Genomic DNA, 13393 nt, shown 5'->3' with positions numbered 1-13393 from the left:
AGGGGGGATGGGTAGGGTCAGTAGGATTGGGCGCGCATCGAAGCGGGCCGTCCGGGCAGGGCGATGCGGGTGCCGGTGTCGCTCAGGCCGTGGTCGCCCACGGCCAGAATCTGCATTTCGGCATCGAGGAAATTGCCGACATAGAGGTAGCGGCTGTCGGGGCTGAAGGCCAGGCCCTCGGGCAGCGCGCCGACTTCGATGGCGCCGGCGCGGGTCACGGACTGCCCGTCGATGCGCAGCAATACGATCTGTCCGCGCGGGTGGTGGAACCAGACGCTGGACGGGTTGTTGGAACCTTGCACGATGGCGACCGCGCCATGGCGGCCGTCGGGACTGATGGCGATGCCTTCGGGGCCGTCCTCGACCATGACGCGGTCGATCACGCGCGGCGGATCGGCGCGCAGGTCCACCACGCTGACCGAATCCGCGTGGCCGTCCGACGCGGTCGGGCTGCCCATGTCCACCACCAGCGCCAGCGCGCCGTCGGGCGACACTACCAGGTTGAACGGCACCAGGCCGGTGGTCAGGTCCTCGGCCGGATCGTGGGTCACGATGGGGGCCGCGCCGCTCTCGTCGATGCGCAGCACGCCCAGGCGATGGGTGTCGGTCTTGACCACGAAGGCGCGGCGGCCGTCCGCGGAAAATGAAACGGCCACCACAGGGGTGCCTACGTCCACTTCGCCGCAGACCTCGGCGCGCTTGCCCGCGATGCGCAGCACCGACACCGAGCGGCCGGCCTTGTTGGCCACCAGCGCCAGCGTGCCGGCGCGGTTGATGGACAGGCCGGAGGGCTGCAACCCGACCTCCAGCCGCTGCACAATGGCGGGCGGGCTGGCTTGCAGGTCGATCACGTACAGGCCGCGGCCCGGCTTGGGCTGCCAGCCGGCGCCGTCGGCGCGCGCGGGCCAATCCATCGAATCCGCGATCAGGCCCAGGCGCTGGTCGGGCGTGACGGCCAGGTTGACCGGCGGGCCGAACAGGGAGTTGGGCAGGGACAAGGTGGCGACCAATTCCGGCGCGGCGGGATTCGCGCCGGCGTCGTAGACGCACAGGCTGTCATTGCCTGGGGCCAGGAAACGGATCTGGCCGTCGTCCCAGGTGACCTTCTGGTCGTTGCCGACCAGCAGCAGGTGGCGGGTGGCGGGTGTGGTCATGCCGCGAGCTCCTGCGCCTGCGGTACCGCCAGGGTGGCGCCGATGAGCTGCCGCGTGTACGGGTGGACCGGCTCGAAGTAAACCTGGCTGGCAGGACCGCGTTCGACCACGCGGCCGCCTTGCAGCACTACGATCTCGTCGGCAATGTGCTGCACCACGGCCAGGTTGTGGCTGATGAACAGATAGCCCAGGCCGCGTTCGCGCTGCAGCTCCATCAAAAGGTTCAGGATCTGCGCCTGCACCGATACGTCCAGCGCCGAAGTGGGTTCGTCGCAGATCAGCAACTGCGGCTCCAGCATCAGGGCGCGCGCGATGGCCACGCGCTGGCGCTGGCCGCCGGACAGCTCGCGCGGATAGCGCGCGGCGAAGGCCGGCACCAGGCCCACGGCGTCCATCATGCGGCGCACCGACGCGGCCTGGGAGGCCGCATTGCCGATGCCATGCGTGCGCAGCGGCGCGGTCAGGATCTCGCTGATGGTGCGGCGCGGGTTGAGCGAGGAATAAGGATCCTGAAACACCATCTGGATGCGGCGGGCGCGGGCGCGGGCCGGCATCGCGGCCAGCGGCTTGCCGTCCAGCAGCGCCTGGCCCTGGGTCGGCGCCAACAGGCCCAGCATCAGCTTGGCGATGGTGGACTTGCCGCTGCCGGATTCGCCCACCAGGCCGATGGTCTGGCCGGCGGGCACGTGCAAGTCGATGTCATGCAGGATGCGCGGCGCGGGCCGGCGCGAGAACAGGCCGGCGCGGCCATACTGGAAGCACAGCGCGTTCAGGCTGATGCTGGCGGAAGTGGCGGTCGGGCTGCTCATGCCGTGGCTCCTAGGCGCAAGGCGCCGGGTTTGATGCACAGGCAGCGGTGTCCGCCCTGCACGCGCGCGGGGAAGGGCTGGGCACAGCGGGCTTCGGCCGCCGGGCAGCGCTCGCGGAAGGCGCAGCCGCGGATGGCGGTGTCCAGCGAGGGGACGGCGCCGGCGATGGTGGGCAGGTCGGCGCGCGGCGCGGTGCGTCCGGGCTGGGGGATGCAGTTCAGCAGCATCGCGGTATAGGGATGGCTGGGTTGCTCCAGCACGTCGCGCACGCTGCCGCCTTCGACGATGTCGCCCGCGTACATGACGATGACATGGTCGGCGATGCGCGCCACCAGGCCCATGTCATGGGAGATGAACACCATGCCCAGACCGAACTCGGCCTGGATGTCGCGCAGCAGGTCCAGCAGCTCGGCCTGCACGGTGACGTCCAGCGCGGTGGTGGGCTCGTCGGCGATCAGCAGCTCGGGACCGCACATGAGCGCCATTGCGATCATGACGCGCTGGCGCAGTCCGCCCGAAAGTTCAAAGGGATACTGCCGCATGCGGTCGCGGGGATTGGCGATGCCGACGCGGCGCAGCAGGTATTCGGCGCGTTCTTCTGCCGCGCGCCGGCTGACACGCTTGTGCCGGCGCAGCACGTCGACCAGCTGGGTGCCGATGGGGAACACCGGGTTCAGCGAGGTCATCGGATCCTGGAAGATCATGGCGATGCGCGCGCCGCGCAGCTGCGCCAGTTCGGCGGGCGTGAGCGCCGCCAAGTCCTGGCCGGCGAACTCCAGCTTCGCCACGCGGCGGCGCGCGGCCGCCGGCAGCAGGTCCAGCAGCGCCAGCGCGGTCAACGATTTGCCGCAACCCGATTCGCCCACGATGCACAGTGTCTTGCCGCGCTCCAGGCTGAAGTCCACCGCGCGCACCACGTGCTTGACGTGGGTGGGCGTCTGGATGTCGATGTGCAGATCCTGGACCCGCAGCAGGGGATGGCTGGTATCGGTCATGGGGTCAGCCCTTCTTCATTTGCACGGCGCGCAGCGATTCGCCCGCGCGGTTCACGCACAGCACCAGCACGAACAGCACCACGCTGGGGATCACCACCAGCGAGGGCTGGAACAGCATGTTTTCCTTGCCTTCGGCGATCATCAGGCCCAGCGACGGCATCGGCGCCGGCACGCCCAGGCCCAGGAACGACAGCGACGCTTCCAGCGTGATCGCCATGGCGGCGTCCACGGTGCCGATGATGAGCAGGTTGCCCACCAGGTTGGGCAGGATGTCGCGCCAGATGATCTGCAGATGGGTGCAGCCCTGCAGGCGCGAGGCCGTGACGAACTCGGCGTTGCGCAGGCCGGCCGCCATGGTGCGGGCCACCAGCGCATAGCGTTCCCACAGCAACAGGCCCAGCACCAGCACCACCACGGTGAGCGAGGCGCCCACCACCGACACCACCGCCAGCGCCACCAGGATGATGGGCAGCGCCAGGCGCGCGGTGATCAGGAAGGACACGGCGCGATCCACCGCGCCGCCGAAGTAGCCGGCGGCCACGCCCAGCGTGGTGCCGATCAGCCCGCCCATCAGCGCGACCGACAGGCCGATCAGCGCCGACACGCGCACGCCGTACAGCGCGCGCGCCAGCACGTCGCGGCCCAGCTGGTCGGTGCCGAGGATGTGGTTCCAGTTGCCGTCTTCGCCCCAGACGGGCTCTTGCAGCCGCGCCAGCAGGTCCTGCGTGTACGGGTCGTGCGGGACGAGGTAGGGGCCCAGCAGGCCGGCCAGCACCAGTAGCGCCAGCACGGCCAGGCCCAGGTTGCGGCCCAGGCGGGCCGCGCGTGCGCCGCGCGAGCGGACGGGAAAGGAGGAGGCGATGACGCTGCTCATGAGGAAACTCGCACGCGGGGGTCGAGCCAACCGTTGATCAGGTCGGCGACCAGGGTCAGGACGATGTAGATCAGGGCGAAGATCAGGATCAGCGCCTGCATCGTGGGAAAGTCGCCGCGCAGGATCGAGGTCCAGGCCAGGAGGCCCGCGCCGTTGATGGCGAACACGGTCTCGATGACGACGGAACCGGCCAGCAGCGTGCCCATCTGGGCCGCGGCCAGCGACACCAGCGGCCGCAAGGCGTTGCGCAGCGCGTACTTGAGCACCACGCTCGGGCCGCCCAGGCCCATGGCCCGCGCAGTCCGGATGTAGTCGGTGGCCAGCACGGTTTCCATTTCGGATTTCATCAGCCGCAGCATTGCCGGCATGGCGAACAGCCCCAGCGCGGTCACCGGCATCACGTAGTGCTTCCAGCTGTCAAAGCCCGAGGCCGGCAGCCATTGGTTGCGCACGCTGAAAAGGATGATGAGCAGGAAGGCCAGGCAGAACGGCGGCATGGCCTGGGCGCAGGCCGACAGCAGCATGGTGGCGCGGTCGATCAGCGAGCCGCGGCGCAGTCCGGCGACCACGCCCAGCGGTATCGCCAGCAGCAGCGCGAACAGCATGGCGGCCAGGCCCAGCTTGGCGGTGGCGGGGAAATGCTGGGTCAGCAGTTCGGCCACCGGGCGGCTGAAGTACAGGCTGTCGCCGAAGTCGCCGCGGGCGACGCCGCCCAGCCAGCGGCCGTACTGGACCAGGATGGGGTCGTTGAAGCCGTGCAGCTGCGCCAGGCGGGCCGCGTCGGCGGCGCTGCCTTCACCGGCCAGGCGCGCCGCCGGGTTGCCGGAAGCGAACACCAGCGAGAAGCTGATCAGCGAGACGAACACCACCAGCAGCGCGGACACAATCAGGCGGCGGAACAGGAATGCAATCATGGGGCTACCTATGACGGAATGCGCCGGAGAGGCCGCCGCTCCCGCCCGGCCGGGCGTGGGAACGGGGCCGCGCCGGCGGCGCCGGTCAGTTCCAGCGGGCCTTGTAGAAACGCGGGAACTCGTCGCCGTCGACCGAGAAGTTCAGGTCCTTGGACTGCACCGCGTTGAGCGAGTGGTTCCACAGCGGCACCCAGTAGGCCTGTTCGGCCACGATCTTCTGGGCGGCGGCGTAGTTCTTGGCGCGCAGCTCGCGGTCCACGGAGGTGTCGGCGGTTTCCAGGTACTTGATGACTTCCGGGTTGCGCGCCTGGTCGTCCGGACCGCCGCGGAAGAAGTTGCTGGTCGACAGCGCCGCGTCGGCGATGCCGTAGGAGCCCCAGTTGGACGACAGCATGGCGATCTTGCCTTCGCGCCAGTTGGTCATGGCGGTGCCGTACTGCTGTTCGACCAGGTTCAGCTTGATGCCGGCCTGCGCCATCTGCGCGGCGGCGGCGTCCAGGATGGCGCGCGGCGGGGCAGAGATCACCAGGTCCAGCGTCACGCCGTTGGGGTAGCCGGCCTGGGCCAGCAGCTGCTTGGCGCGGGCGGGGTCGAACTTGTAGGACTGCACGTCAGCGGCGCAGCCGAACTGCGCCGGGTTGCAGGCCGCGTTGATCACCTTGGAGGCGCCGCCTACCAGGGCCTTGCGGATGGCTTCGCGGTCGATGGCGTAGTTGATCGCCTGGCGCACTTCCTGCTTGGCCAGCGGCGACTTGCCGTCGTCAGCGCGCGGGTTCAGCGAGATGTAGCTGATGCGCATGATGCTGCTGCTCTTGACTGTGACGGCCGGCTGCTTTTCCATGCGCTTGGCCACGTCCGGCGGTACGCGCCAGATCCAGTCCAGGCCGCCGGACAACATCTCGGCGTATTGGGTATTGGCGTCCGGCAGCACGCGCACCACGAGCTTCTGCACGGCGGGCTTGGGGCCGAAGTAGTCCTCGAAGCGCTCGTACACGTAGCGGCTGCCGGGCTGGCTTTCCACCAGGCGGTAGGGGCCGGTGCCGATGGGCTTGGCGCCCATGTCGGACTGGTTGGCCTCGTAGTACTTGCGCGGATAGATCGGCAGGTTTTCCGACAGCATTTCCAGCGCCAGCGGGTACGGCGTCTTCATCTTGATGCGGACGGTATCGTCGGAAGCCTTTTCGGCCTTGGCGATCCAGGCCACCTGGTTCTGGAAGCGCGCCTTGTAGCCTTCGGATGACACCAGGTTCAGGGTGTACAGCACGTCGTCGATGGTGAGCAACGAGCCGTCATGGAACTTCACGTCCTTGCGGATGGGCAGTTCGATCGTGGTGTCGTCCACGAACTTGTAGCCGGTGGCGATGGCCGGACCGAATTCGCCCGTGTCCTGGTTCTTCTGCAGCAGTCCCGAGAACACCATGCGCGCCAGCGCCAGGCCGGGACGGTCCGATTCCTTGTAGGCGTCCAGCGTGGCGGGCGCCGCGTCGAACGCGATGTTGAGGGAGTTGTCAGCCTTGTTGGCCTGGGCGGCATGGGCGCCAAGCGCCAATAGCGCCGCGCTCAAAAGCTTCACGGTACGGGTCAGCTGCATGTTTTCACCTTGATGTGTTTTAGGTATGGGACTTACGGGTACTGCGGAACTGCTGTTTGCGTATCGGCGGGCAAGCCGCTCCCCTTGCCGCAGGCGGCGCGTTCTGCGCCGGCGGTGCTTGTTCCGTCGGTAAGGGGAGGGGCCTGGCGTTCAGGCCGGGGTTCAGGCGTTCATCAAATCATCGGATCCCAGCGCTGCCGAAGTCTTCCCGCAGGCGGGCCAGGATGCCGACCAGGTGGTCGTGCATGGCGTGGCGCGCGCGGATGGGATCGCGGTCGGAAATGGCCGCGAGGATGCGTTCGTGTTCCTGCTGGGCTTCGCTCCACACCTTGGTGGTCACGAAGTGCTCTTCAAGACGGTTGAATACGGGACTCAGCGTGCTGAGGTGCCAGATATGGGAAATTGCCGCCGCCAGGGCGGCGTTGCCGCAGGCCGCGCCGATCGCGCTGTGGAAGGCGCGGTCGTGCACGCTGGGCGATTCGGTCAGGGACATGCCTTCGTGCGCGGCGCGGATCGCCGCGATCTGGGCGGGCGATGCCTTCTGCGCCGCCAGGGCCGCGCACTCGGGTTCCAGCAGCAAACGGGTTTCCAGCAGGTCGAAGGGGCCGATGTCGGTGGCTTCGACGCCGTTGGCGGCAACCGGCGCCTGCTGCGGCGACAGGTACTGGCCGTCTTCGCGCGCCGGGTTCACGAACACGCCCGTGCCTACGCGCACTTCCACATAGCCTTCGATTTCCAGCGCGATCAGCGCCTCGCGCACCGAGGCGCGGCTGACCTGCAACTGTTCAGCCAGTTCGCGCTCTGCCGGCAGCCGCCCGCCCGCGGGGAAGTCGCCCGCCTTGATGCGCGCGGCGATCTGGTCGGCAATCATGCGGTAGAGGCGGGTGGAGGCGACGGCCTGGAGAGAGGTCATTGTTGCGTTTGGATGAATGGTCGGGATGTAGAGGGTAATGGGTCTGCCCGGGCTTTGTCTTGCGTGCCCCCCCGGGCGATCACCGAGGGTGCCTGGATATCTGGTGGCCCAGTGGTCAGGCCACTGGACGAAATGTACCGGAGGCGCCCCGGCTTGTGAACCGGGCTTTTCCATTTCTAGGGAAAACCACTAGCGCGGCTTTTGCGCCACGGCAGCGGACTTGCGGCCGGCGTCCGCGGCGGGACGCCGGCGGCGCGCGGGGTCAGCCCGAAGCCAGTCCGCCGAAGAAGCGCGAGGCGTTCGATTCCAGGCCTTCGATGTAATAGCCGCCCTCTTGCACGATCAGGGTGGGCAGCGCCAGGCCGCCGACTTCCCGGCCCAGGCGTTCGAAGCCGTTTTCGCTGACGGCGACCATGGCCTGCGGGTCCTTCTCGAAGATGTCGAAGCCCAGCGACAGCACCAGGGCGTCGGGTTGGAACAGTTCGATGGCGCGGCGCGCCTCTCCCAGCTTGTCGAAGAACACCGATTCCGGCGAGCCATGGGGCATGGGCAGGTTGATGTTGTAGCCGTAGCCCGGGCCGGCGCCGCGCTCGTCCTCGTAGCCCGCGACGACGGGATAGAAGTTCTCGGGATCGCCGTGGATGGACACGTACAGGACGTCGCTGCGTTCGTAGAAGATCTCCTGGATGCCCTGGCCGTGGTGCATGTCGGTGTCCAGGATCGCCACGCGCGGAAAGCGCGAGGTCAGGCGCTGCGCGGCGATCGCGGCGTTGTTCAGGTAGCAGAAGCCGCCGGCCGCGTCGCGCCGCGCGTGATGTCCGGGCGGACGGCAGATGGCGTAGGCGTGGCGCTCGCCCGCCAACAGCGCATCGGCGCCGGCGATGGCGCATTGCGCCGACCAGTAGGCAGAGTGCCAGGTGTGCTGGCCGACCGGGCAGCTGCCGTCGGCCAGGTAACGCGCGGCCTGGGCCAGCACGCCGCGCAAGGCGTTGGGTTGGCGCACGAAGACGTTGGAGACGACCTCGTCGCCCCAGTCGTCGGGCAATTGCTTCCAGGCGGAGTGCGCCCCTTGCAGGAAACGCAGGTAGTCCAGCGTGTGGACCGCCGAGATCGCGCCCGCGCCCTGGTCGGGCGGCGCCTGCACGTCAAAGCCCAGTTTGCGCGCGGCCTCGGCCAACGCGTCCAGGCGCGATGGCACTTCCTGGGGCGTGCGCATCTTGCCGCGCGAGAAATAGGTCTGCGGATGGTGCAGTTTCTGGTCGTCGTGGAAGTATGCCTTCATGCGGGGTGACACCTGGTTGCGGGTTGACGCGACGCCGGCCGGGTCTGTCGTCCCGGGCAGGCGGCCAAGACGACGTTATACGCCGGCCGCCGCGCAAGCGAAAGCAGCATGGCGTTGCCTGCAACGGAATGGCCGACCGCGTTGCCGCGCGTCTCTTGCGCTTGCACTCAGCAAAATAGGACTGGGCTGATTTCCGTTCGTGGTGGCCGGTGGAACAATGAATTCGTCGGCAATCTGCCGCCTCTGTCGCCAGCTTTCATTGCTGGACGGCGGAGCTCCAGGCCCCTACGCTCATCGGGAGCACCATGCTCAAATCCGCCCTGGTTGTAGATCAAGACGAACTCCAATGTTGCTCGCTCGTGAGGATGCTGGCGCAGATCGGCGTGGCGGAGGTGGACGCGGCGCATGACGGCGCGTCGGCCCTGGCGTCGATCCGGCGGCGGCAATGGGACCTGGTCATCGTCGATCTGGACATGGCCGACCGCACCGGGTTGCAGATGATCGATGCGTTGGCCGAAGTTGGAGGTTGCGGCGGCATCGCGATTGCCAGCAACTATCCTTCCCGCATCCTGCAGGCGGCGGCGACGTACGCCAGGGACCGCGGCGTACCCATCATCGCCGCGCTGGGCAAACCGCTGCAAGCGGCCCGCCTGATTTCGACGATCGAGTCGCTGCTCGGCGCGGTGTTTGCGGACGAGCCGGCCGTCATCCGCGTGGCGACGCAGGGCCACGGCGATATGCGGAGCGGTTTGAGCCGGTCTCGCCTGCGCGCCGCCCTGGCGCGGCGGGAGATCGTTGCCTATTTTCAGCCACAGCATTGCGCGTCGACGGGCGAGCTGCGCGGTGCCGAAATGCTGGCTCGCTGGATCCGCAGCGAGGGCGTCGCGGTTTCCCCCGCTGCCTTTCTGCCGGCCTTCGAATCCGCTGCCCTGCTGGAGCCGTTTACCGACTATATGCTGGAGCGTGCCTTTGAGGCGCAGCGCGCACTTGGCAATAGGCCCGATCGAATCATCAGCATCAATGTGCCGGCGGCAGTCGCCAGTTCGATATCCTGGGCCCAGGACGTCGCCGACCGCGCCGTGCACGCCAGCGTGGACCCGGCCCGCATCGTCATCGAAATCACCGAGGACGGCGGCGCGCGTTCCAATGGGGCGCTGGCCGGCGCCATCACGCAACTGCGTCTGCGAGGGTTCAGTTGCGCAATCGATGATTTCGGCACCGGCGACTCGTCGCTCGACCGGCTGCTTTGCGCGCCCTTCGATGAACTCAAGATCGACCGCGGCCTGATCGCCAGCGCCGGCCGGTTGGGTTATGCCCAAAGCATCCTGGCATGCACCGTCGAGATGGCGCGATCGCTGGACATGACGGTGGTCGCCGAGGGCATCGAAACCAGGGAAGAGCACGAGATGGTGCGCGCATTGGGCGTGCAGGTGACCCAGGGCTACTACCATGGGCGGCCCATGCCGCTGGACGCGTTTGGCCAATACGCACAAAGCCAGGACGCAATCGGCCATGGCTCCCTGACGCAGTGCGCAAATGCCTGAGGCTCGGCGCCGGCGTGGCTTACGCTCCCGCCAGCACCACCAGCACTGCCAGGCACAGCAGCAGTCCGAACGCCGCCAGCGCGTAGGGCAGCAACTGCACATACACGCCGCGCTCTTCGCCGCGGCCATGCGCCAGGCCAGCCGCGATCGACATCCGCACCGGTGAAAAAATTCCCATCGACGTGCCCGACACATGCAGCAGCGCGGCCGCAGCCGGCACGCTCAGGCCCGCATTCAAGGCCAGCGACAGTTGCGCAGGCATGAAGAGGCTGTTGGGCGCGTTGCCGCTGTTGGCCAGGATGCCGAATACGCCGGCCAGCAGCGGCGTGATCAATATGGTCCAGTCCTTCAGGCTGGCGAACAGGCCGTCGGCATACGCTTGCGAGATGCCGGCGCCGGCCAGGACTTCGGCCATCATGGCGAACAGGAACACGGAGTACACCGCGTGCCGTCCCGTGGTCCAGGCCGCGCGCGCCTGCGTCGCGAGCAGGTCGCGCTGGCGGCAAATGGCGGCCATGAGCACGGCGCCCACGATCAGCCAACTGCCGGCATGCAGCAGCGGCATCCAGCCGGGCAGGTCCGGGAACGGCTTGAACGCAGCCAGTCCGGCCAGGCCGCCGTTCAAGCCTGGCAGCAAGCGCGTGGCCACCAGCCAAGCAATCATCAGGATATAGGGCAGCGCCTTGCGCGCCGCCGCCATCATCCGGGGCCGGTCGGGCCGACGGTCCAGCAGGAAGCGCAGCACGATGAGCGGGCCGTAGGCCGACAGCAGCGCGGTTTCCGGTCCCAATAGCGCTGTCGCGGCGCTCAGGGCGGCCAGGCTCGCGATCATCCAGACGGCTTCGCGCACATGCTCCGCGGGTTCAGCGCGCAAGCCTGCGCGCCTGGCGGTGCGCCAGTACAGCAGCATCCACAATACCGTCAGCAAGGCGACCGGCGCCATGCCGTACAGCGCCAGCTCCGTGGCCGGGACGCGCGCATAGGCCGACGCCAGCAGCGTGCCGCTGCCCATGGCGCCCCAAGGGATCAGGGTCTGGCTCAGCAGCGCGAACACCATGGTTTCGCGCGGCTTCAAATTCAAAGGCCGGATCAGCAGCACCGTTCCCAGCATGCCCACGCCGAAGCCGGTGGCCGCTTCGGCGAAAGGGCCGACCAGGAAACAGGCAAAGAACAGCAGCCGGCGGCGCGCCAGCGGATGGGCCAGTGCGGTGTTTGCGCCGTCCGCCGCCGCGTGCGGCGCGCGTCCTTGTGCCGCCATGTTCCAGAACAGCAGCCCGCCCAGGATGTACGGCGTGATGATCCCGCCTATCCAGAGGCCGCGTTCCAGCGCCACCCCGAGCTGGCCGGTGGTGAAGGAGGCGGGCGCCGCATACAGGGCGATGGGCACGGCGGCCAGCAGGCCCAGCAAGGCGGCGGCCGTGGTGTTCAGGCGTCCGCTGGCGATGGCGCCGATGACGGCCAGGGCGGGTAGCGACCACAGTAGGTACATCATGGATTGAGCGTGTGCATGGCGGGGTCCGGGACAGGCTTGGCGCGTAGCAGTGTATGCCGAGAGCCGCGCCGCGGCGGTTCATGCCTGCCCGATCGCGGGGTCTTTTGGAAGGCGCGGCAACCGTACGCTGCGTCCCGCGTCTGGAACGCGGGACGATGATAAAAATGCCGCAACCTGCGGGGGCGGGTTCAGAAGTCCAGCGTGGCGTGGGGCCAGCGCTTCGTCGCCACCAGCTCGCGCGCTACCTGGCGCAGGATCTCGACCGCCGCCTTGGTGGCGCGCGAGGCCGGCCGATCCGAAGGGTGGGCCAGGATGCGGCGCAGGCTGAGGCCGTCGATGGGCTGGGCGGACAGGCGGCCTGCCTCGATGTCTTCCAGCACGGTTGCGGCGAAGTGCACGGTCACGCCGACCTTTTCCTTTATGAGGCGCTTGGCGACTTCCATGGTTTCGACTTCCACCACCGGATTCAGATGCACCCCGGCGTGCGCCGCCTGGGCCTCGAGCTCGAGCCGCACGCCGGACTTGGCCAGGCCGGTCATCACCAGCGGCAGCTCGGCCAGGTCGCGCACGCCGATCCGCGCGGGCCGGGCCTTGCGATGTGAGGGCGGTCCGATGAGGCACATGCCTTCGGTCAGGAAGGGATAGGTGAGCAGGTTGGCGACGGGAACCGGACCGTTGAGCATGGCCAGGTCCACCTGGCCCTTGAGCAGCATTTCGTGCAGCGTGGGAGAGAAGGCTTGAACGAAGCGCAGCCGGACTTCGGGGAGCTGTTCCTGCACGGCGCGAGTCAGGGGCACGGCCAGCGTCATTGCGAGTCCGGGAGAAAGACCGATGACGACGGGGCCGCTGGGATGGCGTTGCAGGGCAGACATGTCCTGCTTGAGCTGTTCGGCGTAGCGCAGCAGGAAAGAAGCGCGTTCCAGCAGGAAGGCGGCTTCTTCGGTGGGCGACGCGCCGCGCGAATGGCGCACGAAGAGCTGGACGCCGAGCTCTTCTTCCAGCAGCTGGATCTGGCGCGTAAGCGCGGGCTGCGCCACATGCAGGACGCTTGCGGCGCGGCCGAAATGCCCCTGGTTGGCCAGAACGACAAAGTAGCGAAGTTGCCGCAGATCCATTTCCGTAGCAGCCCTATGTGGCGGATTGAGTCATAACAAAATTATATGGGAGCGGTAAGAAAATGGTAGTGGACGCTGCATCGGGGTGAGCTTTAACTTGCATCAGCCGCGAGAAAAGCCGCAGCACCTCTCTCTTTAAAGCTCATCAGAAAAAGGAATGACATGGATATCAATGCTCAGGAAATGGAAGCCACCCGCATCGCGCGCTGGGGCAAGGTCGAACCCTACCGCGAGACCTTCATCGAAAGCCGCCTGCCCGGCATGAAGAAGAACATCTACAAGATCATGAACCGCGGCGTGCTGGAGAACAAAGGCGTGGAGCCAGCCATCCCCGGCAACCACCGCTTTGGCGTGACCTTCATCGAAATTCCCGTGGGGCAGGGCGCCAGCCTGCATGCGCACAAGACCGAGGAAGTCTTCTGCCCTCTGAACGGCCAGATGGAAGTGATCTGGGGCGAGAAGGGCGAGCACTCGGTGATGCTGAACCAGTGGGACGTGATTTCCTGCCCCATCGGCGTGATGCGCGGATTCCGCAATCCCAACCCGCATGCCCTGGTCGTCTATTCCGTCGTCGGCGGCACCGACGAGGAATGCGGGCGCATCGCCTGGCATCCCGACGTGGTGCGCGCCGCCGAGAACACCGGCCTGGTCTACGGCACCGACGGCTTCCTGAAAGAGAAAGCGGAAAGCTGATGCCGGACGATGGCCTG

Annotated in this window: 12 protein-coding genes; 2 read left to right on the top strand and 10 right to left on the bottom strand. The window is 67.7% G+C overall.

The genetic code is table 11. The features are described 5' to 3' along the window. Positions 1 to 17: 17 nt before the first annotated feature. The 8 genes from DXK93_RS25135 to DXK93_RS25100 all read right to left on the bottom strand — a co-directional run bounded on the left by DXK93_RS25135 (position 18) and on the right by DXK93_RS25100 (position 8532). Positions 18 to 1154 carry a YncE family protein gene (locus tag DXK93_RS25135; protein WP_119451499.1) on the bottom strand — a complete coding sequence of 379 codons (1137 nt, stop codon included), beginning with the start codon at positions 1152 to 1154 and terminating at the stop codon, positions 18 to 20. Further along, on the bottom strand, positions 1151 to 1963 hold the full coding sequence (locus DXK93_RS25130; RefSeq protein ID WP_054454483.1) for an ATP-binding cassette domain-containing protein: 813 nt from the start codon (positions 1961 to 1963) through the stop codon (positions 1151 to 1153). The genes DXK93_RS25135 and DXK93_RS25130 overlap by 4 nt, the downstream gene beginning before the upstream one ends. Then, on the bottom strand, positions 1960 to 2958 hold the full coding sequence (locus DXK93_RS25125; RefSeq protein ID WP_119451498.1) for an ABC transporter ATP-binding protein: 999 nt from the start codon (positions 2956 to 2958) through the stop codon (positions 1960 to 1962). Before DXK93_RS25125 ends, DXK93_RS25130 begins: the two co-directional genes overlap by 4 nt. 4 nt (positions 2959 to 2962) lie before the next feature. Next, entirely contained in the window at positions 2963 to 3832 is an 870-nt protein-coding gene (locus tag DXK93_RS25120; protein ID WP_119451497.1) for an ABC transporter permease, read from the bottom strand. Further along, positions 3829 to 4746, bottom strand: a complete 918-nt coding sequence (locus tag DXK93_RS25115) for an ABC transporter permease (protein WP_119451496.1) — start codon at positions 4744 to 4746, stop codon at positions 3829 to 3831. Before DXK93_RS25115 ends, DXK93_RS25120 begins: the two co-directional genes overlap by 4 nt. Before the next feature lie 85 nt (positions 4747 to 4831). Further along, positions 4832 to 6337, bottom strand: a complete 1506-nt coding sequence (locus tag DXK93_RS25110) for an ABC transporter substrate-binding protein (protein ID WP_054454475.1) — start codon at positions 6335 to 6337, stop codon at positions 4832 to 4834. Between the two features lie 178 nt (positions 6338 to 6515). Next, positions 6516 to 7250, bottom strand: a complete 735-nt coding sequence (locus DXK93_RS25105; RefSeq protein ID WP_054454472.1) for a FadR/GntR family transcriptional regulator — start codon at positions 7248 to 7250, stop codon at positions 6516 to 6518. A 262-nt stretch (positions 7251 to 7512) separates the two neighbouring features. Further along, positions 7513 to 8532 (bottom strand): histone deacetylase family protein, encoded by a 1020-nt coding sequence (locus tag DXK93_RS25100; protein WP_119451495.1) that lies wholly within the window; start codon positions 8530 to 8532, stop codon positions 7513 to 7515. Between the two features lie 305 nt (positions 8533 to 8837). Between DXK93_RS25100 and DXK93_RS25095 the strand changes: the two genes are divergently transcribed. Next, positions 8838 to 10076 (top strand): EAL domain-containing protein, encoded by a 1239-nt coding sequence (locus tag DXK93_RS25095; RefSeq protein WP_082401002.1) that lies wholly within the window; start codon positions 8838 to 8840, stop codon positions 10074 to 10076. Between the two features lie 19 nt (positions 10077 to 10095). Here DXK93_RS25095 and DXK93_RS25090 read toward each other — a convergent pair whose 3' ends face one another. Both DXK93_RS25090 and DXK93_RS25085 read right to left on the bottom strand, forming a co-directional pair. Continuing rightward, entirely contained in the window at positions 10096 to 11568 is a 1473-nt protein-coding gene (locus tag DXK93_RS25090) for a hypothetical protein (RefSeq protein ID WP_119451494.1), read from the bottom strand. A 188-nt stretch (positions 11569 to 11756) separates the two neighbouring features. Beyond that, positions 11757 to 12683 carry a LysR family transcriptional regulator gene (locus DXK93_RS25085; RefSeq protein ID WP_054454464.1) on the bottom strand — a complete coding sequence of 309 codons (927 nt, stop codon included), beginning with the start codon at positions 12681 to 12683 and terminating at the stop codon, positions 11757 to 11759. 162 nt (positions 12684 to 12845) lie between these two features. Here DXK93_RS25085 and DXK93_RS25080 point away from each other — a divergent pair, with 162 nt between their 5' ends. Beyond that, entirely contained in the window at positions 12846 to 13376 is a 531-nt protein-coding gene (locus tag DXK93_RS25080; protein WP_054454462.1) for a cupin, read from the top strand. The last annotated feature ends 17 nt before the right edge of the window (positions 13377 to 13393 follow it).

Source organism: Achromobacter sp. K91, from assembly GCF_003576205.1.
Lineage (GTDB): Bacteria > Pseudomonadota > Gammaproteobacteria > Burkholderiales > Burkholderiaceae_B > Achromobacter > Achromobacter aegrifaciens.
The sequence above is the reverse complement of the archived record's forward strand: the minus strand, read 5'-3'. Positions and strand labels throughout refer to the sequence as shown.

Coding starts and splice junctions, on each gene's coding strand:
- DXK93_RS25135 (WP_119451499.1), bottom strand. CDS start 1,154: ATGACCACACCCGCCACCCGCCACCTGCTGCTGGTCGGCAACGACCAG.
- DXK93_RS25130 (WP_054454483.1), bottom strand. CDS start 1,963: ATGAGCAGCCCGACCGCCACTTCCGCCAGCATCAGCCTGAACGCGCTG.
- DXK93_RS25125 (WP_119451498.1), bottom strand. CDS start 2,958: ATGACCGATACCAGCCATCCCCTGCTGCGGGTCCAGGATCTGCACATC.
- DXK93_RS25120 (WP_119451497.1), bottom strand. CDS start 3,832: ATGAGCAGCGTCATCGCCTCCTCCTTTCCCGTCCGCTCGCGCGGCGCA.
- DXK93_RS25115 (WP_119451496.1), bottom strand. CDS start 4,746: ATGATTGCATTCCTGTTCCGCCGCCTGATTGTGTCCGCGCTGCTGGTG.
- DXK93_RS25110 (WP_054454475.1), bottom strand. CDS start 6,337: ATGCAGCTGACCCGTACCGTGAAGCTTTTGAGCGCGGCGCTATTGGCG.
- DXK93_RS25105 (WP_054454472.1), bottom strand. CDS start 7,250: ATGACCTCTCTCCAGGCCGTCGCCTCCACCCGCCTCTACCGCATGATT.
- DXK93_RS25100 (WP_119451495.1), bottom strand. CDS start 8,532: ATGAAGGCATACTTCCACGACGACCAGAAACTGCACCATCCGCAGACC.
- DXK93_RS25095 (WP_082401002.1), top strand. CDS start 8,838: ATGCTCAAATCCGCCCTGGTTGTAGATCAAGACGAACTCCAATGTTGC.
- DXK93_RS25090 (WP_119451494.1), bottom strand. CDS start 11,568: ATGATGTACCTACTGTGGTCGCTACCCGCCCTGGCCGTCATCGGCGCC.
- DXK93_RS25085 (WP_054454464.1), bottom strand. CDS start 12,683: ATGGATCTGCGGCAACTTCGCTACTTTGTCGTTCTGGCCAACCAGGGG.
- DXK93_RS25080 (WP_054454462.1), top strand. CDS start 12,846: ATGGATATCAATGCTCAGGAAATGGAAGCCACCCGCATCGCGCGCTGG.